Annotated in this window: 20 protein-coding genes; 8 read left to right on the top strand and 12 right to left on the bottom strand. The window is 64.6% G+C overall.

All coding sequences use genetic code 11. The features are described from left to right. Nucleotides 1–57: 57 nt before the first annotated feature. Complete coding sequence (locus VK98_RS20635) at nucleotides 58–513, bottom strand: hypothetical protein (protein ID WP_048415837.1); 456 nt, start codon at nucleotides 511–513, stop codon at nucleotides 58–60. Between the two features lie 343 nt (nucleotides 514–856). Between VK98_RS20635 and VK98_RS23920 the strand changes: the two genes are divergently transcribed. After that, nucleotides 857–1,537 carry a restriction endonuclease PLD domain-containing protein gene (locus VK98_RS23920; RefSeq protein WP_156187994.1) on the top strand — a complete coding sequence of 227 codons (681 nt, stop codon included), beginning with the start codon at nucleotides 857–859 and terminating at the stop codon, nucleotides 1,535–1,537. A gap of 94 nt (nucleotides 1,538–1,631) precedes the next feature. On the opposite strand, the gene VK98_RS20630 is transcribed toward VK98_RS23920, so the two are convergent. Further along, on the bottom strand, nucleotides 1,632–3,005 hold the full coding sequence (locus VK98_RS20630) for a PLP-dependent aminotransferase family protein (protein ID WP_048415836.1): 1,374 nt from the start codon (nucleotides 3,003–3,005) through the stop codon (nucleotides 1,632–1,634). 205 nt (nucleotides 3,006–3,210) lie between these two features. On the opposite strand from VK98_RS20630, the gene VK98_RS20625 reads away from it, so the two are divergent. Continuing rightward, the gene (locus tag VK98_RS20625; protein WP_048415835.1) at nucleotides 3,211–4,395 is read left to right on the top strand and encodes an MFS transporter; all 1,185 of its coding nucleotides are present in this window, start codon (nucleotides 3,211–3,213) and stop codon (nucleotides 4,393–4,395) included. A 22-nt stretch (nucleotides 4,396–4,417) separates the two neighbouring features. Here VK98_RS20625 and VK98_RS20620 read toward each other — a convergent pair whose 3' ends face one another. Beyond that, nucleotides 4,418–4,792 carry a hypothetical protein gene (locus tag VK98_RS20620; RefSeq protein WP_197083119.1) on the bottom strand — a complete coding sequence of 125 codons (375 nt, stop codon included), beginning with the start codon at nucleotides 4,790–4,792 and terminating at the stop codon, nucleotides 4,418–4,420. A 422-nt stretch (nucleotides 4,793–5,214) separates the two neighbouring features. On the opposite strand from VK98_RS20620, the gene VK98_RS20615 reads away from it, so the two are divergent. After that, nucleotides 5,215–6,900, top strand: coding sequence for a S8 family serine peptidase (locus VK98_RS20615; protein WP_048415834.1), 1,686 nt, complete (start codon nucleotides 5,215–5,217; stop codon nucleotides 6,898–6,900). 20 nt (nucleotides 6,901–6,920) lie between these two features. On the opposite strand, the gene dhaL is transcribed toward VK98_RS20615, so the two are convergent. Genes dhaL through VK98_RS20580 form a run of 7 tightly spaced genes read right to left on the bottom strand, consistent with a single transcriptional unit; the run spans nucleotide 6,921 to nucleotide 14,074 of the window. Next, nucleotides 6,921–7,592 carry a dihydroxyacetone kinase subunit DhaL gene (gene dhaL / locus VK98_RS20610; protein WP_048415833.1) on the bottom strand — a complete coding sequence of 224 codons (672 nt, stop codon included), beginning with the start codon at nucleotides 7,590–7,592 and terminating at the stop codon, nucleotides 6,921–6,923. Continuing rightward, nucleotides 7,586–8,596: a dihydroxyacetone kinase subunit DhaK gene (locus tag VK98_RS20605; RefSeq protein ID WP_048415832.1), complete on the bottom strand. Its 1,011-nt coding sequence runs from the start codon at nucleotides 8,594–8,596 to the stop codon at nucleotides 7,586–7,588. Before VK98_RS20605 ends, dhaL begins: the two co-directional genes overlap by 7 nt. A gap of 10 nt (nucleotides 8,597–8,606) precedes the next feature. Next, nucleotides 8,607–9,386, bottom strand: a complete 780-nt coding sequence (locus VK98_RS20600; protein WP_048415831.1) for a GolD/DthD family dehydrogenase — start codon at nucleotides 9,384–9,386, stop codon at nucleotides 8,607–8,609. An 11-nt stretch (nucleotides 9,387–9,397) separates the two neighbouring features. Continuing rightward, nucleotides 9,398–10,492: an alcohol dehydrogenase catalytic domain-containing protein gene (locus tag VK98_RS20595; protein ID WP_156187992.1), complete on the bottom strand. Its 1,095-nt coding sequence runs from the start codon at nucleotides 10,490–10,492 to the stop codon at nucleotides 9,398–9,400. A gap of 11 nt (nucleotides 10,493–10,503) precedes the next feature. After that, nucleotides 10,504–11,505, bottom strand: a complete 1,002-nt coding sequence (locus tag VK98_RS20590) for a substrate-binding domain-containing protein (RefSeq protein WP_048415829.1) — start codon at nucleotides 11,503–11,505, stop codon at nucleotides 10,504–10,506. 57 nt (nucleotides 11,506–11,562) lie between these two features. Further along, nucleotides 11,563–12,555: an ABC transporter permease gene (locus tag VK98_RS20585; RefSeq protein ID WP_082159153.1), complete on the bottom strand. Its 993-nt coding sequence runs from the start codon at nucleotides 12,553–12,555 to the stop codon at nucleotides 11,563–11,565. A 40-nt stretch (nucleotides 12,556–12,595) separates the two neighbouring features. Further along, nucleotides 12,596–14,074, bottom strand: coding sequence for a sugar ABC transporter ATP-binding protein (locus VK98_RS20580; protein ID WP_048415828.1), 1,479 nt, complete (start codon nucleotides 14,072–14,074; stop codon nucleotides 12,596–12,598). A 303-nt stretch (nucleotides 14,075–14,377) separates the two neighbouring features. On the opposite strand from VK98_RS20580, the gene VK98_RS20575 reads away from it, so the two are divergent. From VK98_RS20575 to VK98_RS20565, 3 genes are all read left to right on the top strand, one after another. Then, nucleotides 14,378–14,851, top strand: coding sequence for an RpiB/LacA/LacB family sugar-phosphate isomerase (locus VK98_RS20575; protein WP_048415827.1), 474 nt, complete (start codon nucleotides 14,378–14,380; stop codon nucleotides 14,849–14,851). 75 nt (nucleotides 14,852–14,926) lie between these two features. Further along, a complete protein-coding gene (locus tag VK98_RS20570) occupies nucleotides 14,927–15,889 on the top strand; it encodes a sugar-binding transcriptional regulator (RefSeq protein WP_048415826.1) in 963 nt (320 codons plus the stop codon). A gap of 151 nt (nucleotides 15,890–16,040) precedes the next feature. Continuing rightward, entirely contained in the window at nucleotides 16,041–17,669 is a 1,629-nt protein-coding gene (locus VK98_RS20565) for a methyl-accepting chemotaxis protein (RefSeq protein WP_048415825.1), read from the top strand. Nucleotides 17,670–17,690: 21 nt separating this feature from the next. Here VK98_RS20565 and VK98_RS20560 read toward each other — a convergent pair whose 3' ends face one another. Beyond that, nucleotides 17,691–18,098, bottom strand: coding sequence for a DUF4440 domain-containing protein (locus VK98_RS20560; RefSeq protein WP_048415824.1), 408 nt, complete (start codon nucleotides 18,096–18,098; stop codon nucleotides 17,691–17,693). A gap of 11 nt (nucleotides 18,099–18,109) precedes the next feature. Next, nucleotides 18,110–19,489 (bottom strand): MFS transporter, encoded by a 1,380-nt coding sequence (locus VK98_RS20555; RefSeq protein ID WP_048415823.1) that lies wholly within the window; start codon nucleotides 19,487–19,489, stop codon nucleotides 18,110–18,112. 109 nt (nucleotides 19,490–19,598) lie between these two features. Between VK98_RS20555 and VK98_RS20550 the strand changes: the two genes are divergently transcribed. Together VK98_RS20550 and VK98_RS20545 are read left to right on the top strand one after the other, a co-directional pair. After that, entirely contained in the window at nucleotides 19,599–20,492 is an 894-nt protein-coding gene (locus VK98_RS20550) for a LysR family transcriptional regulator (protein WP_048415822.1), read from the top strand. 98 nt (nucleotides 20,493–20,590) lie between these two features. Further along, nucleotides 20,591–20,839 carry a hypothetical protein gene (locus VK98_RS20545; RefSeq protein WP_156187990.1) on the top strand — a complete coding sequence of 83 codons (249 nt, stop codon included), beginning with the start codon at nucleotides 20,591–20,593 and terminating at the stop codon, nucleotides 20,837–20,839. Nucleotides 20,840–20,882 lie beyond the last annotated feature (43 nt).

Genomic DNA, 20,882 nt, shown 5'->3' with positions numbered 1-20,882 from the left:
CTTTAGAGTGTGAAACGAAAACGGCCCCTAGGGGCCGTTTTTTCATGGCGAACGCGCTCAGCGCTGACGGCCCCGGCCGCGCTTCTTGCGCCGCTGTTGCTGTTGCGCCTCCGCCAACTGCTCCAGGCATAGATAAAGCTGCTGCACCGCCTCAACATGCTGCGCCAGATCAACACGCTCCACCGCCAGGTTCAGCAGCATCTCCAGATAATTGAAGAAGCCCTTGCACAGGCCGATGCGGTAACTCTTGTCGGCAAAATCCATATCGCTGGCGATACGGAACAACAGCCCGCGCGCCGCGTGCTGGCGATTGTTCTTCAACAGCTGCGCCAGATGCGCCGCGTACTGACGGCCAATGGCGCAGGCCTCGAAATAATCCTGGGGCTCCGCCGGCTGCCAGTAATGCGGATAGGTACGGCCCGGCACGCGGCGGACAAAGGGCAGACGGAGGTCTTTGGCTTCGCTGGAGGGGAAGCGGTAGCGGGAACGGCGGGGTTTAGAGAAATCAGACATGGGCAACCTCTTGCTAGAAGTGCGTGAAAACCAGCAGCTGCCGGTCAGGCAGACGCAACGCAAGTTTGGAAAACGTGCTGAAAACAGCACCTCGCCTGCAGTCGATGGGTTCTCACGGCCCAGTGCCGGGATGAAACGGCACGGAGGGATTGTTGCTTAGCACGATGGTAAGGGTCAAGAGAAATGGCCACTAAGCAGCAATACCGGATGCCAAAAATAATTACCAACCCAAAAGTAATGACATTGAAATAAAAAGACTGATATCATTGGATAGTTTAAAAATATTAGTAATTCCTATTTAAAAAAACAACTGTGCATATTAGCACTAGAATTTTAAACGAAAATGCCAATCGCCATATTCTTACGCACATCAAAAACACACTCTCTCTATCGAGATGCGATTATTCACTCACTTGCTACAGGAGTAGGAACCCATGCTTTGATATGCTCAGGTTTTTTTCAAGAAAACAAAGGAACACCCAAGGGAAAATCAACATATCAAGCATCTTTGGAACCAGGCTTCATCGCTGCTCTCAAAAAAAACAAAATTCAGCTAGATACAATCGGAATACATAACAAAGCATGGATGCCATCATACATAAATTTTTATAACAATCTAAAAAATAATGGGGTAAAAATCACCCCATACATTATGAAAAAATTTCAATGGCACGCAAAAGTGTTTTTATTAAAACACAACGAAGAACCAATTTTCGGAATTATAGGTAGCAGCAACTTAACTGCAAATGCATTTGGAGTTTCCAACAATCCTGCTCTACCTACTGACAGCCCCCACCCTCCAAATGCATTCAACTATGAATGTGACATTTATCTTTGGAGCAAAAAATACCCAAAACTTACCAAGGAAATAAAAAAACTAATAACCAACGAACACACAAAAAAACAAATAATTATTACAAAATACAAGAAACAAGACAATTACAACATATCAATCGAAACAAGGCTTAGCAACATTGAGAAAGAAATATTAACATCACCTGGCATAGAAAAAATCACCATCTAGATCCCCTTAATTTTTGTGAGAAAAAAAATGGATAGACATCTACTCCACAAGGTAAACTGCGTAGCCTAATTAAGTGAATGCCGTTTTCAATCGCTCACCTAACCTTGAATATCTCAAAAAACCCCAGCGCCCGCGCATCGCCGGCATAAGCAACATTGATCCGCAGCCAGTCGTTATCCTCGCCGCCGGGCATGAAGCCGCTGCCCGGCGATAGCAGCACGTCGCGCTTGGCGGCTTCCGCCTGCATATCCTCAAAGCTGTGACGGCCGGTGCGTGCCCAGACGAACATGCCGCCCTGCGGCTCGGCGAATACCTGCCAGCCGTTGGCTTCCAGCGTTTGCAGCGTGGCGGCCATTTGCCGGTTCAGCCGCAGCCGCAGCCTTTGCGTCAGCTTGCGGTAAGCGCCGCTGGACAAGAGCTGGGCCGCCACGCATTCGGCAAAGCGCTGGGTGCCGATGCCGGTGTACATCTTGATATTGGCCAGCTGGCGGATCAGCTCCGGCTGGGCCAGCACATAGCCGACGCGCAGCGAACAGCTGAGGGTTTTGGAGAAGCTGGACACGTAGATCACCTGCCGCAGCGAATCCAGCGCCGCCAGCCGCACGCCGGGGAGGTTCTGGAAATCCGCGTAGATGTCGTCTTCCACAATCAGGAAGTCGTGGGCCTCGGCCAGTTGCAGCAGGCGGTGCGCCACCGCCGGCGTCACACAGGTGCCGGTGGGGTTGTGGAACAGGCTGTTGATGAACAGGCATTTGGGCCGATGCCGGGCCAGGATGGCTTCCAGCGCCGCCAGGTCCGGCCCGTTGCCGGCGCGCGGCACCGCCAGCATTTCTATACCGTGGAATTTCAGCAGGTTGAACAGATTGTAGTAGCCGGGGCTTTCCACCAGCACGGTGTCGCCGGGCTTGAGCAGCGCGCGCGCCAACAGGTCCAGCGCGTGGCTGCCGCCGTTGGTGGTAAGGATTTGCTCCTGCTCCACATAGATGTCGATCTGGCGCAGCCGCTGCTGCAGTTGTCGGCGCAAGGCCGGCAGGCCCAGCGGGGTACTGTAGTCGAACAGGTCCGACGGCTGGCAGCGGGTGATGTGGCGGATGGCGTAGCCCAGTTCTTCCTGGTCCCGCCAACTGTCCGGCACCCAGCCGCAACCCAGCTTCAGCTGCTCGCCGCTGTCGCTGAACTGGCCCCAGGCCGGCTCCATGGTTTCCCGCCATTCGCTTTCCTCGCGGCCCGGCGGCGCTGCCACGAAGAAGCCGGCGCCGTGACGCGATTCCAGCAGACCCAGCGCCACCAGCCTATCGTAGGCGTCGATCACGCAGGATTGGCTGAGCTGCTGCTCCTTGGCCAGTTGGCGGATGGAGGGCAGCCGGGTGCCGGGGCGGACGCGGCTGCGCCGTATCCAGGCGCGCAGTTGATCGGCGATTTGTTGCGCCAGCGGCTGCCGGCTGGCGCGGTCGAGTTCTAGCCGCATGGCGGGCTCACTGTTTGCTGATAACGAGCAAACAGTTAAGCGCAAATGACTGTCGCTGTCACTTGTTGTCGTCATAGGCCGGCCGGATAGTGGTGTGCCGCGCGGCCCGCCGCGCTCTCCTCATCGCCAGGCCATAGCTTATGACTGTTCCACTGTTCGCCCCCACTGTTCGCTCCACCGCCTCCCTGTTATTCCCGGAGGCCGCATGAACGCGCGCCGCCACCCTGCCCGGCTGGCCTTCGGCCTGTGCCTGATCACTTGCGCGGTGAATCTGCAAGCGCCGCTGTACACCGCTTATGCGCAGCTGGCCGGCCAGGGCGCGGCGGCCACCGCCACCGCGTTTTCCGCCTATGTGCTGGGAGTGTTGCCGGTGCTGTTGGCGCTAGGCGGCCTGCCGGACCGGCTGGGGCGTAAGCCCTTGATCCTGGCGGCGCTGACGCTGGCGATGCTGGCCACCGCCGTCATGGCCTTGTGGCCGCGGCTGGAGGCCTTGGCCGTGGCGCGTTTTCTGCTGGGCTGCGGCACCGCGCTGGCTTCCGCCGCCGGCGCTGCTTATATGAGCGAGCTGATGGCTGAGCCGGACGGCCGCCGCGCCACGCTGTGGGTGACGGCCAGCACTTCGCTGGGCTTCGGCCTGGGCGCGGCGCTGACCAGCCTGTGCCTGCTGTGGCAAAGCACGCTGACGCCGGCCAGCTTCTGGCTGCACCTGGCGCTGGCCGCCGCGGCGCTGCTGGCGGTGGCCGGGCTGCCGGACCCGGCCCCGCGCGGCCGCCATACGGCAATGCTGCGCCCGCCTTATTTCCCGGCCGGCAGCCTACCCTTCGGCTTGGCCATTCTGCTGGCCTGGGCGGCGGTGGGGCTGGTGATCGCCTTATTGCCTTCGGTGCTGGCCGCGCACGGGCTGGCGCGCTGGTCCGGTTTTTCCACTTTCACCGTGATCAGCTGCGGCCTGTTGTTCCAGCCGCTAGCCCGCGCGATGCCGCCTAGCCGGGCGGCCCGCCTGGGCATGCTGGTGCTGCCGCCCAGCTACGCGCTGCTGGCCTGGGGCGCAACCCAGGGTTCGCTGGCGGCGGTGCTGCTGGGCGCACTGGGCGCGAGCAGTTCCTGCTACGGCTTCACTTATCTGGGCGGCTTGTCCGCGGTGAACGCGCTGGCCGGCGCGGAGAAACCGCGCGCCAGCGCCGGTTTCTTTCTGTTGGCTTATATCGGCTTCAGCCTGCCGGTGATCTTCACCGGCCTGCTGCTGGACCGCCTGGGCGCGCCCATGGCCTTGCTGCTGTTCGGCCTGGCGCTGGCCGCCGGCGCGGCCATGGTGGCGCCGGCGATTGGACGGAGCGCAGCGGCAAACGACGTCACGCCCGCCATGGCCACGGCCAACCGGCGGGATTAGCCGATTAGTCCAGCCAGACCGCTCAGTTCACCGGATAGGCGGTCAGCAAGACCCAACTGCCCCGCACCACTTCAAAATCCAGTTGCACGCTGGAGAATTGCGAGCGGGTCTGCGCGGTGCACCTGCCCGTGGCGTCCGCAGCGGTGCAGCTATAGCCGCCTATCTTGTCCTTCTTCAGCACGCTGTAGACGGTGACGCTCTGGCGGGCGTGGTTGCCGGAACACTGGACGGCGACGCCGGTGTATTTCTTGGGGTCCACGTAGTTGTTCCAGAAGCCGGTGTATTCCTCCACGCTGGTGAACAGGGTCTTGCCCACCTGGCTGGTGCCGGCCGGCGGGGTGGCGCCGTAGATGTGCTGGTTGAGGTGGCCGCCCGCCGCATTGTTGTTGGCGGACACGCCGCTGGTCTTGACGCTGGGGATGGCCCGGCATTCGACGGCGTGGGCCAGATTGGACAGGGCAAAAAACGCATCGCCAAATAGTTGGCATCAAAATATTTCACCAACAGAATATATAAATCGCAATTAGATAATTAAATCTCAAAGCCCACACTATTTGCCTGCCCCATATTCACCGCTGGTTTTTCGTACTCACAATAGCATCGCTATGTGTGCATTTTGTCCTTGCTTTGTTTTTTATGTGCAGCCGGGGGAAATTAATATCAAAAACTCGGACTCCAAATCAGGACCGTCATAATTTATGCACATGATTACTCATCATTTTCTGCGGCGACGACACGCGATGCGGCATCAAATGCATGAGATTGACGGCGATTGGTTTTTGCTCTGGTTTTTCGCTAAACACCAACAGAGGATTCCCCATGGAAGTCAAATTTGGCAAAAAGAATGAGCCCTCGTTTTTTCTGGAAAAAAGCAAGGATTTAATTGCCGTACGCACTCGGGACAATCAGCCCATTTCCACCAAGCTCAGTGCCACGGTGCCGTCCGGCATCGCCAGTGGCGAGTTGGTATTGCAGTTTCCGGATGCGGGTTTGGAGGTGTATCGAGTTCCGCCGGGCCAGCAATCCGTCAATACGCGAAAAACCAGCTTGCGCGGTTTGCCCGAGGTGCGTTTCGCCGGCAGCGCGCTGGTTGACCGGCTCACTGGCGAGCCGGTGGTTTACACCGAGAACATTTTCATCAAGTTTATTGATTCGCTGGATGAGCAAAGCTGCTTGGCCATCCTCCACGCCGCCGGCCTCACGGTGAAGCAGCGGCCGGGCTACGCCGCCAACGCTTATTTTGCCGCGGCCAAGGAAGGCAGCGGCACACTGGTGTTTCAAACCGCGCTGGATTTGCTGCAGCGCAAGGAGGTGGAGTATTGCCACCCTGAGCTGCTGCGCCAGCGCAAGCGGCGCGCCATTCATCCGAATCAGTGGCATCTGAAGAAAACCACGGTCAGTTATCAGGCGGAAATCGACGCCAGCGCCAATGTGGAGGCGGCGCATCGCCTGAGTCAGGGCGAAGGGATTGTGATCGCGGTGATCGACGACGGCGTGGATATCGAGCATCCGGAGTTTGCCGAGCCGGGCAAGATCGTGGCGCCGGCGGATGTCAGCGATCCCGCCGCCAGCACGGACCCCCGGCCCAAACAGGCGTGGGACAACCATGGCACGGCGGTGGCGGGCGTGGCTTGCGCCAGCGGCCGCTACGGCGCCAGCGGGGTGGCCCCCAAGGCGCGGCTGATGCCGATCCGCCTGGCCAGCGATTTGGGTTCGATGGCGGAGGCCTTCTCTTTCTTATGGGCGGCCAATCACGGCGCCGACATTATTTGTTGTAGTTGGGGGCCAAGGGACGGCGCTTGGTTCGACCCGACCGACCCGCTGCACCACCAAGTGGCGGCCTTGCCGGCGAGCACGCGGCTGGCGCTGGATTACGCCGTCCAGCAAGGACGAGGCGGCAAGGGTTGCGTGATCTTTTTTGCGGCCGGCAATGGCAATGAAAGCGTGGATAACGATGGTTACGCCAGCTACGAAAAGGTGACGGCGGTGGCGGCTTGCAATGAGTACAGCCGGCGCAGCGTCTATAGCGATTACGGCCAGGCGGTCTGGTGCGCTTTTCCCAGCGCCGATTTTTCGCACCCGGACCCGAGCATTCGGCCGGAACCGGAGCCGGATAGCCGGCCGCCACGCAGCCGCGGCATCTGGACTTCGGATCGCAGCGGCGGGGCCGGCTACAATTCCGGCAGCATCGACAGCGGGGACCAGTGGGGTAATTACACCGATGATTTTGGCGGCACTTCCAGCGCCTGCCCCGGCGCGGCGGGGGTAGCGGCCTTGATCCTGGCGGCACATCCGGCCTTGGGCTGGCAGGAGGTGCGCAACATCATCGCGCAGAGTTGCGACAAAATTGCGCACCCCGGCGATGGCGAAGGCGGCCAGTACGATGGCAAGGGCCATAGCCGTTTTTACGGCTATGGCCGGGTGAACGCCGAAAACGCGGTACTTATCGCCAAGCGGCTGGCCCAGGCCAAGCCGCAGCCCGCGCCGGCCCTGCCCGTCGATTGATCCGCCGCGGCGGCGCGCCTTCAGTCGGCAGGCGGCTTGACGGCGCGCAGCACAGCCGCCGCCAGGGTGCGCAGCAGTAATTCGCATGACGCGGCCCCGGCGTCCAGCACGCCAACGGAGCGCGGGCCCAGGCGGGCGGCGCGTCCCAACCGAGCCTGCATCATGCGGGTGGATTCCAAACCCTGGGCCGCCGCCGCTTGCATCGCCTGCAGACACTGCGACCAGCCCTCCCCGCTGGCCAAGGCTTGCTGGTAGGCGTCCCGTGCTGGCAGCAACACGTCAACCAGGGTTTTGTCGCCGGCGCGCGCGCCGCCCATGTCCAGCACCGCCTCGGTGCCGGCGGCCAGCGCCGCGCCGAAGCCGGCGGCATCCAGCCAGGGCCGAGAATCCAGCGTGTCCGCCATGGCCAGGAACAGGCTGCCGTACAGCGGCCCCATCGAGCCGCCGATGTCGTCCATCAGGCTGCGGGCCAGCAGCTGCAATGCCTGCGGCAGCGGCGGCAAAGCCGGCAAGGCGTCCAGCGATTGCCGGCACAGGCCAAAGCCCTTGCTCATATTGACGCCGTGGTCGCCGTCGCCAATCGCGCCGTCGATTTCGCTGAGGCGGTCGCGCTGGCTGCGAATGGTCTCTATCATCGCCGGCACCGCCTGGACGGTGGCGGCCCACGGCAGGCTTGCGTCCGGGCTCAACATGGCAGCGCTCCCACCGTCAAGGCCGGGGATTGGCAGGGGTGGTCCAGGCCGGCGGTCAGTTCCGGCGTCAGCTTCATCAGAGTGACGCTGGCGCCCATCATCTCCAGCGCGGTGAAGTAATTGCCCACCAGCGGCCGGTCCACCTGGATGCCGCGCACCTGCAGTTGAGCGGATAGCTCGCCGTAGAGAATGTATTGCTCCATCAACGGGGTGGCGCCCATGCCGGACAGGAGCAAGGCCGCCCGGTCGCCGCGCCGCAGCGGCAGGTCCGCGAGCAGGGTTTCCAGCATCAGTTCCGCCATTTGTCTGGCGCTGGCGGTGGGCAGCACCTGGACGCCGGGCTCGCCGTGGTGGCCAATGCCCACTTCCATTTGACCGTCGGCGATGTGGAAATTGGCCTTGCCCGCCGCCGGAATGGTGCAGGCGGACAAGCCGATGCCCATGCTGCGGGTGTGAGCGATGGCCTGGCGCGCGGCGTCCGCCACCTGTTGCAGGCTGCCGCCCTCGGCGGCGCGGGCCGCGGCCACCTTCCACATCAGGATTTCTCCCGCCACGCCTCGCCTGCGTTCGCTCTCATTGGCCGGCGCGGAGGGCACGTCGTCGTTGGCCACCACCGCCGCTACCCTCACGCCGGCCTGCTCGGCCAGGCGCATCGCCATTTTCACGTTCATATTGTCGCCGGCGTAATTGCCGTACAGGCAGACCACGCCCGCGCCGTCGTCTGCGGCGGCGAAGGCGTCGGCAAAGCTCTTGGCGCTGGGCGAGGAAAACACCTCGCCCACGGCCACGGCGTCCAGCAGATGACGCCCCAGATAGCCGAGAAAAGCCGGCTCGTGACCGGAGCCGCCGCCGCTGACGATGCCGACGCGGCCCGGCTCACCGGCGTAAATGGATTTGAGCACTCGCGGGTTGGCGGTGGCGGCGACGCTGTCGCCATGCGCGGCCAGGAAGCCGATCAACATGTCTTCGACCATGCGATCGGGATGGTTGAGGATGCGGTTCATGGTGCAGCTCCTATAAGGCGGTGTAGCCGCCGTCTATCAGCAGGTTTTCGCCGGTGATCATCGCGGCGTGTTCGCTGGCCAGGTAGGCCGCCAGCGCGGCCACTTCGTCCGGGCGGACGAAGCGGCCCAGCGGTATCCGCCGCCGCATTTCCTCGCCCGCCGCGCCGGCCCAGGCCTGGCGGCCCAGTTCGGTGGCCACCACGGTGGGGGAAATGGCGTTGACGGTGACGCCGTAGGCCGCCCACTCCGCCGCCAGCACCCGGGTCAGCGCCACCAGGCCGGCCTTGCTGGCGCAGTAGGCGCTGTGGCGCTCCAGCGCCACCACGCTGGCCTGGGAGGCGATATTGACGATGCGGCCGCCGCCCTGCCCGCGCATCACGCGGCCGGCGGCCTGGGCCAGGAAGAACGGGGCCTTCAGATTCAGCGCCATGGTGGCGTCCCAAGCCGTTTCGGTGACGTCGTCGGCGCGGTCCAGCAGCGCAATGCCGGCGTTGTTGATCAGGATGTCCAGCCGCTGGCCCCACGCCCGCACCTGGCTCACCACTTGCTCGGCACTGCCGCTGACGCCGAGATCGGCCACCAGCGCCAGGTGACGCCGCGGGCCGCCGGCCAGCTGCGCCAGGCGTTGATGCACGCCGCCGCTGAGGTCCGCCAGCGCCACCGACGCGCCCAGTTCCGCCAGCCGTTCGGCGATGGCCAGGCCGATGCCGGCGGCGGCGCCGGTGACCAGGGCCACCTTGCCGTCAAGCTTGAAGCCGGCGTCCCAAGCCCGGTTTGCGCTTCCTTCCATTGCGTTCTCCATCAGGCCTCTCCCGGCAACAACATGACCTTGAGCGAGCGGTCGCCGCTGCGCACCAGGTCGAAACCTTCGCGAAAGCGCGCCAGCGGCAGCGCGTGGGTAACCACGCCCTGAGTGGGCAGGCTTTGGTCCAGGATGCCGTCGATCACGTGCGGGTAGCAGTAAGGCCCCAGGTGGGAGCCCAGGATGTCCAGCTCCTTGCGGTCGCTGATAATGCTCCAGTCTTCGCACACCGGATCCTTGAACACGCCCACTTCCACAAAACGGCCCAGTTTGCGCAGCATGGCCAGGCCCTGGCTGACGGATTTTGGATGGCCGGTGACTTCGATGTAGATGTCGCAGCCATAGCCGTCGGTCAGCCGTTTTACCTCGGCGTTCACGTCGTCGCGGCGCGGGTTCAGCGTCAGATCCGCGCCAAAGCTGCGCGCCAGTTCCAAACGGTCGTCGAACAGATCGAGCGCAATCAGCTTGCCCGGCCCGGCCTTGCGCGCGGCGCCGATAATGCCCAGGCCCAAGGTGCCGGCGCCGGACACCACCACCACGTCGCCCAGCTGGATCTGAGCGCGCTGCACCGCGTGGAAGGAACAGGCATAGGGTTCGATCAGCACAGCCTGCTCCAGCGGCAGCGCCTCCGGCACCCGGTAGGTGATCGCTTCCTTGGTGAATTTCATGTATTCGGCCATGCCGCCGTTGACGTTGTGCTGGAAGCCGTACAGATCGTGTTTCTCGCACATCCAGTACTGGCCGCGGCGGCAAAAACGGCAGGCCCAGCACGGCACGATCTGTTCGGAGATCACCCGCTCGCCCACGGCGAACTGCGTCACGCCGACGCCCAGCTTGACGATGCGGCCGATGAATTCATGGCCGGGTATCATCGGCGCCTTGATGTAGGCCGGCTGGTTCTCGTCGCCCCAGAAACTGGGCGCGCCGTCATAGGCTTTCAGATCTCCGGCGCAAATGCCGCAGCCTTCCACCTTGACCAGGATTTCACCCGGCCCCGGTTCAGGCACCGCCACGGTTTCCAGCCGGTAATCGCCCGGGGCGTAGGCCACCACCGCCTGCATGGCGGCGGGAATGAGGGTTTCGCTTGCGCTCATGGCCGCCTCCTTCAAGCGCCGGGCTTGAGTTTGGCCAGCAGCGCGTCGGCGTTGGCCGGGGTGATGGTGGTCCAGGGCACGTCGTAACGCTTGGCCGCGCCGCCGGCCCAGGGCATGGGTTTGGCGTATTCGCGCCAGATGTCGGAACGCGGCTGGTAAGACGGCCCCCTGACCGCGCGCAGGGCCAGGTCCAGCGCGCCCTGCGCCTGGGCCTTGGCGTCCTGGAAGAAACTGACCATCAAGGTGCCGTTTTTCACCGCCAGGATGCCGTCGCGAATGCCGTCGATGCCGGCGGCCGGCATCTTTCTGGGGTCCAGGCCCTTGCCGCGCACCGCTTCCAATCCGCCCAGCGCGATGTCGTCGTTCTGGCCGATCAGGCCGTTGATCTGGCCCGGCCGCGCGGTCAGCCAGTTTTCCATCAGCGTCAGCGCCTCCGCCCGCGACCAGTTGGCCGGCTTGCGCTCCAGCACCTTGATGCCGGGATAACGCGCCAGCGCCTTCTGGTTGCCCGCGCTGCGCTCCAGCTGCGCTGACTGGCCGATGGGGCCTTCCATGATCACCACATTGCCCTTGCCCTTCAGCGCCTTGGCCACGGCTTCGGCCTGCAGCTCGCCGGCCACGGTGTCGTTGTTGCCGATATAGGCGGTGAGCTGGTCGCCGTTGACGCGGGTATTGGACCCTATCACCGGAATCCTGGCGCGCGCGGCCTTGGCCACCGCTTCCGCCCCGGCGGCGATGTCGATGGGCACGAACAGGATGGCGTCGTACTTCTGGGTGATCATGGTGTCGAACTGGTTGTTCTGGGTCAGCGCGTCGTAGCGGCCGTCGAACACCGTGATCTGCACTGAACCGTCCTTCACCGCCGGATGCCGCTTCAGCGCGTCCACCCACATCTGCATGAATTCGCCCTTGAGTCCGTAAACCGCCGCGCCGATGCGCAGCGGCTGGGCCGCCCAGGCCGGGAGCGCCAGCGCGCAGAGCAGCGCCGCAGCGCCGAGTTTGAATCGTTGCATGCTCCATTCCTCCTTAATTAAGGGTGCGCCGCCACCGGCGCGGACTAGGCGTTTGGCTCAGGCTTGCCGGTGACGAGAACCGTCCAGCAACACCGCCGCCACGATGATCACGCCCTTGATCAACTGCTGGTAATAGGACGACACCCCCATCAGATCGAGCCCGTTGTTGATCACGCCTATGATCAGGGCGCCCATCACGGTGCCGACCACCGAACCGACGCCGCCGGACAGGCTGGCGCCGCCAATCACCACCGCGGCGATGGCGTCCAGCTCATAAGCCACGCCGGCCTGCGGCAACGCCGCTGTGGTGCGGGCGGTGAGGATGAGGCCGGCCAGCCCGGACAGGCCGCCGGCGATCAGGTAGACGCAGAAGGTGATCCAGCGGGTGCGGATGCCGCTGGTGCGCGCGCCTTTTTCATTGCCGCCCACGGCGTAGACGTAGCGGCCGAACACGGTGCGGGACAGCACGAACCAGGCTAGCGCCGCCACCAGCGCGAAGATCAGCACCGGCAGCGGCAGCCCGGCCCACTCGCCCTGGCCAAGCAGGCGGAAGCCGTCCGGCAGGCTGGAGACCGGCATGCCGTCGCTGTAGATGTAGGTCAGGCCGCGCGCGGCGCTGAGCATGCCCAGGGTGGCGACGAAGGACGGCACCGCCAGCCGCGCCACCAGCAGGCCGTTGACCGCGCCCAGCGCCAGGCCGCAGCCCAGGCCGGCCAGCAGCGCCGGAGCGACGCCGGCTTCCGGCCGGGTGGCCAGGCTGGCGGCCACCATGCCGGCGAAGGCCAGCACCGCGCCCACCGACAGATCAATGCCGCGGCTGAGAATGACGAAGGTCATGCCCACCGCCAGGATGCCGTTGATCGAGGTCTGGCGCAGGATGTTGGCCCAGTTGTCCCAGCTGAGGAAATACGGGCTGGCCAGGCTCAGCAGCAGACAAAGCAATAAGAGCGCGGCGACGATGCCGTAGCGCGACAGGGCGGCGCGCCAGCCGGCGCGTCCAGGCAGCCGCGCGGCGAAGGCCGACGCTTTGGGGCTCAGGGAATCGTCCATCGGTTTTCCTTTTCTGGTGATTTCTTGGTGACGGCGGCGCTCAGGAAGCCAGGTGCAGCAAACCCTGCTGGCTGGCCTCCGCCCCGTCCAGCATCGCCACCAGCCGGCCGGCCTTGAACACGGCGATGCGGTCGCTCAACTCCAGGATTTCCGGCGCTTCCGACGACACCAGCAGCACGGCGCCCCCGCCGCGGACAAACTCGTCCAGAAAGGCGTACACCTCGCGCTTGGCGCCTTCGTCGATGCCGCGGGTGGGCTCGTCGCACAGCAGGCAACGCGGCTGGGCGGCCAGGCAGCGGGCCAGCACCACTTTCTGTTGATTGCCGCCGCTCATCCGTCCGGCGGGCATGGCCGGCGAGGCGGCTTTGACTCGCAAACGCCGGCACAAGTCGGTCACCAGGGCCCGCTGCGCCGCGCGCCGCACCACGCCGCCACGCGCCAGCCGCGGCAGCACCGGATAGGAGATGTTGTCGGCCACCGAGGCCGACAGCACCAGCCCGCTGTCCTTGCGGTCCTCCGTCACCAGGGCCAAGCCGGCGCGGATGGCTCCGGCCGGGCTGGCCAGCACTTCGCGGCCGGCCAGCCGCACGCTGCCGCGCTGGCGCCGGCTCAAGCCGTACAGGCAGTTGAGCAGCTCGCTGCGGCCGGAACCCAGCAGGCCGTAGATGCCGACGATCTCGCCGGGCCGTACCGCCAGGCTGATGTCGTGAAACTCGCCGTCCCGCCCCAGCCCCTCCACCTGCAGCAACGGCTCGGCGCTGGCGGCCGGGCGGCGGCTGCGCTCGCCGCGCAGCTCCCGGCCCACGATCTGGCCCACCAGATGCGGGCGGTCGATATCGGCCAGCCGGCCGCTTTCGACGAAGGCGCCGTCGCGGAACACGGTGTAGCGGTCGGCAATCTCGAAAATCTCAGACAGGCGGTGCGACACATAGATGATGCCGGCGCCGTGGGCGGCCAGGCGGCGGACCGCGGCGAACAGCGCTTCGGTTTCCCGCTCTCCCAGCGAGGAGGTGGGTTCGTCCATGATCAGGATGTCGCTGTCGCGGTTGAAGGCCTTGGCGATTTCCACCAGCTGGGTCTGCGCCAGGCTCAGCCGCGACATCGGCCAGCGCGGGTCCAGATCGAAACCCAGCCGCTGCAACAGCGTCTCGGCCTCGGCCAACTGGCGGCGGCGGTCCACCAAGACGCCCCAGCGGCGCGGCTCGCGGCCCAGGGTCAGGTTTTCCGCCACGCTCATGCCCGGCACCGGCAGCAACTCCTGGGAGATCATGGCGATGCGCCGGTTCAGCGCCGCCAGCGGCGAGGCGAAATCCACCTCCCTCCCCCGCAGCCGCAGGCTGCCGCCGTCTCTGCGCAACAAGCCCATCACAATGCCCAGAAAGGTGGATTTGCCGGCGCCGTTGCCCCCGCACAGCGCATGCACGCTGCCGGCGCCCAGTTCCAGGCGGCCATTGCGCAGGGCCTCTACGCCGTTAAAGGACTTGGCAATGTCCGTTGCTTGCAACAGCACGCTCTCCATCTGCGCCTCCGCTAGAACAAATGATCAAAAACTGAACACATGCTACGCAGCGATTTTTGCCAAGGTCAATTCAAACCAGCGATACAACAATCGTGCACTGCAACGCAAATAGCTGTTATAAAATGAGAATATTTAGTTAAACACTTAAGTGACCGGCAAAATACCGCATGCTGCGCCTGCAATAAAAATTCGGTGTCTTTTGAGCAACAACAATGAACAACTTTTCAAATATTGAAATTACGTTCATTGTAATCAGCAGCAGCGCTAGCCGCGCTCCACCCCACCCAAGCCAAGGAGAGCCCGATGCATATCGCCATCGCTTGCGACGAGGCCGCGTTCGACCTCAAGGAAACCCTGCTGCGCCATCTGCATGCGCAAGGCCGCCAGGTCAGCGACTGCGGGGTGTACGACCGCCAGCCGGCGCTGTACGCCGACATCGCCATTCCCGTTGCCGAGCAAATCATCGCCGGCCGTTACAGCCATGCGGTGCTGTTGTGCGGCACCGGCATCGGCATGGCCATCGCCGCCAACAAGGTGCCGGGCATCCGCGCCGCGCAATGCCATGACACTTACTCCGCCGAGCGGGCCAAACGCAGCAACGACGCGCAGATCATCACCCTGGGCGCGCGCGTGGTGGGGCCGGAGCTGGCCAAACGCATCGTGGACACCTGGCTGGAGGCGCGGTTTGACGGCGGGGCGTCGCAGCCTAAACTGGACAGAATCCGTCAATACGAACAGGCCACTCCTCGCCGCGACGGCGGCGACGAGCCGAGCTGAGGCCAGACCACGCTCCGCCGATTTGGCATAAACTGGCGGCCCCGCCTCTGCCGGCGGCCTGACAAAGAGGAAGGCATGACTCAAGACGAGCTGACAGAACTGGCGACCCTTTATTACGTGGACAACCACACTCAGGAGGCGCTGGCCAAGCGCTTCGGCATTTCGCGCGCCACGGTCAGCCGCATGTTGCGCAAGGCTCAGGAAGAAGGCGTGGTGGAAATCCGCGTGCGCCAGCACCCGGCTTACGCCAACGGCCTGGAACAGGAGCTGCGCCAGCGCTTTGGCATCCAGCGCGCCATCATCGCCATCGATCATCAGGACGGCGACAAGCAACGCGCGCTGCTGGCGGCGCAGGTGGCCGCCTATCTGGACCAGACGCTGGACGACGGCATGGTGGTGGCGGTGGGCATGGGCCGCAACATCAGCGCGGTGTCCGACTACATTTCCACCCCCGCGCGGCGCGAGTGCGCGTTCATTTCCGCCATAGGCGGCGCTTACCGCGGCGGCGAGACCATGAACTCCGATCATATCTGCCGTCGGCTGGCGGCGCGTTTCGGCGGGGAAAGCGAAACGCTGTACGCGCCGGCGCTGATCCGGGATCCCGCGCTGCGGCAAAGCCTGCTGGAAAACGACACCGTGCGCCAGACGCTGGACCGCGCCCGCCGCGCCGATCTGGCGCTGATCGGCATCGGCGACTTGTCCGAGGACAGCAATATCGTGCGCATGGGCTGGTTCAGCCCGACCGAGATCGCGGAAGCCAAACGCAGCGGCGCCATCGGCGACGTGATGGGCTACGACTTCTTCGACATTTACGGCCAGCCGGCCGGCACGCCGCTGCAAGGCAGAATCGTGGGCCTTCATCTCGGAGACCTGGAGCGAATTCCCAATGTCGTCGCCATCGCCAGCGAGCAGTCCAAGGCCACGGCGCTGTTGGGCGCGCTGCGAACCGGGGTGATCGATACCCTGGCCACCACCACGGTCAACGCGATGACGGTGATCAGCCTGGACGACATCACCCGAAAAACGCTCGCGGTCTAATCCCCCAGCCTGTTGTTTCGCTTTCGCCGGCGGCAGAGACGCGCGGATGGTTTGATCTAGCCCAATCCGGCAACTATGTTTCAGCAAGGGCGGCCGCGCCGGCAGGGCGCGCCGCGCCGGAACATGCACAATCAGAACCGGGGAGCGCTCCATGCTGCACCAGTTGACCGTCAAGCAAAAACTGCTGGCCGGCTTTGGCCTGCTGATCATTCTGATCGCCATCATCGTGGCGGTGGCGATGATGAAGTTGAACACCATAGGCGACAAGATCCGCGATGTGACCGAGGACCGCTATCCCAAGATCGTGCTGTCCAACAAGATCAGCGTCACCACGCTGGACATCGGCCGCTCCATCCGCAACGCCATCATTGTGCAGACTTCGGAGGAGACCGAGACCCATATCAAGAAGGTGGAAGAGCTGCGCGCCGCCAACGCCGTCAATATGGACCAGATGGAAAAACTGCTGTCCACGCCCAAGGGCAAGGAGCTGTTCGACAAGCTCAAGGCAGCCAGCTCCAATCTGGGCGGCCAGTTCGAACCCTTGTACGCCTTGGCGCGCGCCAACAAGAACGAGGAAGCCAAAGCCTTTCTGATGAAAACCTTCGCGCCGGCCAACAACGTGTTTTTGAAATCCTTGAAAGAGATGGCGGACTTTCAGGAAGACTTGATGCAAAAGTCGATCGAGGACAGCAAGGCCGCGCAGAGCGAGGCGGTGACGGTGTTGATCACGGTGGCGGTGATCGCCTTGATCGCCGCGGTGGCGATTGCGATGTTCATCGCCAATCTGGTGACGGTGCCGCTGAAGAAATCCGCGCAGCTGGTGCGCAATATCAAGCAGGGAGATTTGTCCGGCCACGATGAGCGGATTCCGGACGCGCGCGACGAGGCCATCGCCATGGCCAAGGACATCCAGGAGATGCGCCAGGGCCTGCGCGAGGTGGTGGCCAGCATCCAGAAAAACGCCAACGAGGTGTCGGACTCCGCTCACGAGCTGGCCAGCATGTCCGAGCAGGTGGCCCACGGCGCGCAGCGCCAGTCCGAGGCCACCTCCGAAGCCGCCGCCACCATCGAGGAACTGACGGTCAGCATCAACCACGTGGCGGACAATTCCAACGAGGCTTCGCGCCAGGCGGCGATGGCCGGCGATCTGGCCAGCCGCGGCGGCCATGCGGTGAAGGCGTCGGTGGGCAATATCGAATCGGTGTCGTCCTCGGTGGCGGCCACCTCGGACCAGATGAAGGGTCTGACCCAGGAAGTGCAGAAGATAGGCAATATCGTCACGGTGATCCGCGACGTGGCGGACCAGACCAATTTGCTGGCCTTGAACGCGGCGATCGAGGCGGCGCGCGCCGGCGAGATGGGCCGCGGCTTCGCCGTGGTGGCGGACGAGGTGCGCAAGCTGGCCGAGCGCACCGCCAGTTCCGCTCAGGAAATCACCCAGATGATCGGTTCGATTCAGGGCAGCGCCAACCGGGTGGTGGGCAGCATGGAGCAGAGCCTGACCAGCGTGGGCACGGTGTCCGACGGCGCCGGCCAGGCCACCGATTCCATGCAGGAGATTGAGGGCAGCACCCATTCCATCGTGCAATCCATCGGCAACATCACCAGCGCGTTGAGCGAGCAGCGCACCGCCAGCCTGAACCTGGCGCAGAGCATGGAGCGAGTGTCGCAGATGGCGGAGGAAAACAGCGCCACGGTGGAGGAGCTGGCCACCACCTCCAGCCAGCTCAACGCGCTGGCGCAGAACCTGCAGGGCGTGACCGCGCGCTTCCGGCTGTAGCGCCCTCTTCCCGCCCGCCGCTTAACTAGCGGCCGCGGCGCAGAACGTTTCCTGCAAATGCCGCCAGCGCGGCGCGCCGGCCGCGTCGCGCTCGAACACCGCGGTGGCCAGGCGCAGGCTGCTCAATTGGCCGCCCTGGCGTTGCGTTTCGCGATACGCCACCGTCGCGCCGCCGGCGTGCTCGTCCAGCAAAACCAATTGGTCCACCACGATCTCCAGCCCGGGCTTGCCGCCGCCGGCTGCGGCGAACAGCCGCCGCAGCGCGTCCCGGTCCAGTTGCCCGCCGCTGGGCGTCACCATGGAAAAACGCGGCGAGAAGCGCGCCATCAAGGCCTCCAGCGCGGCGGCGTCCGCCGGGCCGGCGAACCATTGCCGGATGGCGACATGGGCGGTAATCACTTCGTCGAAATAAGGCTTGCTGTCAGTCATAAGACTCTCTCTCAGTGGCTGGGCCGCAGCAGAGCCAGCACCGCCGGGGTGTGGATGCGCAGCACGAAAACCGCCGGCGCCAGGGTCAGGCCGGCGGCGATGAAGAAACAGGCTTGGTAGACCTGGGCGCCGGCCGTCGGCGCGCCGCTGTAATGAGTCAGCGCGTTCAACAGCAGGCTGATCAAGGCCACGCCCAGGCCGAAGCTGAATTGGCGATTGATGTTCCACAGCGCGCTGGCCTGCCGCAGTTCGGATTCCGCGATGTCCAGGAAGGCCGCGCTCTGCGCCGCGCTGCTGCACAGGCTGCCGCCGAAGCCCATCATGGCGTAAGCCGCGATCAGCGGCCACGGCCCGCGGACGCCCAAGGCCAGCAGCGCGATGCCGGCGCTCTGGAACAACATGCCCAGCAGCAGCAAGGGCTTGGGGCCGCCATGGTTGAAACGGCCGCGGGTCAGGCTGATCGCCAGCGCCGAGGCCAGCGCCCAGGGCAGCATCAGGCCGCCGGCGGCGGCGGCGCTCAGCTTGAGCACCTCTTGCAGATAGAGCATCGCCGCCAGGCTGACGCCCATGAACACGCCGGGCACGAACAGATAAACCAGCATGGCGGTGCGCAGCAAGCGCCCGCGCAACAGGGTCAGCTTCAGCACCGGCTCGGCCTTGCCGGCGGCGGCGCGCGCGTAGCCGGCCAGCGCGGCGACGGCCAATAGCAGCGCAACGACGCCGCGCGGCAGCTGGCCGCTTTCGCCCAGCCAGGTCAAGGCCAGCAGCAGCGAGGCCATGCCGGTGGCCAGCAGCGCCAGGCCGGACAGGTCCAGCGCGCCGCGCCGCGCCGGCGTTTGGTCCGCCGGCAGCCAGCGCGCCGCCAGCCAAAGCGTCAGCAGGGCCAGCGGCGCGCTGGCCAGCAAGGTCCAACGCCAGGACAGCGCGTCCACGATCACCCCGCCCAGCGCCGGAGACAGCGCCGGCACGATCAGCGCGACGCCCATGATCAGGGCGGTGAGCCGGGCGCGCAGCGCCGGCGGGTAATGCCGGTAAACCATAGCCTGGCCGACGGGAATCAGCAGGCCGCCGCCCAGGCCCTGCAAGGCGCGCCAGCCTATCAGGGCTTCGATGGACGGGGCCGTGCCCGCCAGCGCGGTGCCGGCGAGGAACAACGCCAGCGAGCCCAGCAGCACCCTCCGCTCGCCGTAAGCGCCGGCCAGCCACGCGCTGAGCGGAATCACCAGGGTCAGGCCCAGCATATAGGCGTTGCCCACCCAGGCCAGCTGCGCCAGCGACGCGCCCAGGCCGCGGCCCATGTCCGGATAGGCGACGCTGGCGATGAACATATTGATCAGGTCCAGCGCAAAGCCCAGCAGGTAGACCACGGTCAGTTTCGAACGAAGCGACATCGGCGCTCTCCACGGTAAAGCGGCCGAGTATAGGCAAGGGATTGCAATGGAAATACCGGCGGATGCCGGCTAGACTGTCAAATTATTTTTGACAATAGCGGGGACTGCCGTGGTCAGTCTGGATCGTTTTGAAACCTTCAAAGCCGTGGCGGACGCCGGCTCCTTCACCGCCGCCGCCGCGGCGCTGGGCCAGAGCCGCGCGGTGGTCAGCTTCAATATCAAACGCCTGGAGCAGGAAGTCGGCGTCGCGCTGTTGATCCGCAATACCCGCAACCTGGCGCTGACCGACGCCGGCGCGCGCTTCTATCAACGCTGCGCCGATATGCTGGAACAGGCGCGGCTGGCGATAGACGACGCCCGCGCCGAACATGGAGAGCTAAGCGGCGCGCTGCGCGTGACCGCCACGCTGGAGTACGGACTGGCCAAGATCGCGCCGGCGATTCAGGCCTTCGCCCCGCTCCATCCGGCGTTGCAGGTGCAGCTGTCCACCTCCTCGCTGCACGCCGATCTGATCGCCGAGCGCTTCGACGTCGCCATCCGCCTGGGCCGTTTGCCGGAAACCGATCTGCACGCGGTGCCCTTGGCCCGCTTCGATATTTTCCCGGTGGCGGCGCCGGCCTTGCTGCTCCAAGAACCGCCCGGCGATCTGACCGCGCTGAGCCGGCTGCCCTGGCTGGGGCATAGCCGGCTCAAGCAGGCCCAACCCTGGCTGGTGGACACGCCGGACGGCGGCCAGGCGTCCTGGTTGCCGCCAAACCCGGCGCGGCTGACATCGGACAGCGCGTCCATCTTGCGCGCCTACGCGCTGGCCGGCCTCGGCGTCGCCTTGCTTCCGGACTGGCTGGTCAACGCCGATCTGCAAGCCGGCCGGCTATGCCGCTTGTTGCCGAACCACGGCTTCCCGCGGCAAGGCATCCACGCGCTCTACCCGCGCACCCGCCATCTGCCGGCCAAGGTGCGGGCCTTCATCGACTTTCTGCGCGAGCGCGAGGCGATGAGCTAGGCGGACCTCGGCGTATTTCGTCGCGGCCCAATGACATGAAGTAGGCAAGACGACGACCATCATGCAGAATGCCCGCTTCACTCCGGAAGAAAACGCTCATGTCTTATTTACGCGCCGTACCGCTCTTGTCCGTCCTCTTGCTGCTGCCCGAGCTCTGTCTGGCCGACGTGGGCAGCATGGGAGAAAATATGCTCAATCTGGCGCTGTTCGCCATCGGATTCTGGCTGGCGCTGACCTGCCTGGTGTTCTGGCTGCTGCGCCGGCGCGCGCCCAGAGCCCAATTCGGATTCACGCTGTTGTTTCTACTGTTTCCCCTGTTGTGGATGGTGTTGATCTCGGTGCGCTAATCCCTCGCCGGCGAGTGTAGGTGGGCATCGCCTAGGCTCCACC

Source organism: Chromobacterium sp. LK11, assembly GCF_001043705.1.
Classification (GTDB): Bacteria; Pseudomonadota; Gammaproteobacteria; order Burkholderiales; family Chromobacteriaceae; genus Chromobacterium; species Chromobacterium alkanivorans.
This window is presented reverse-complemented; position numbering and strand designations above follow the sequence as displayed.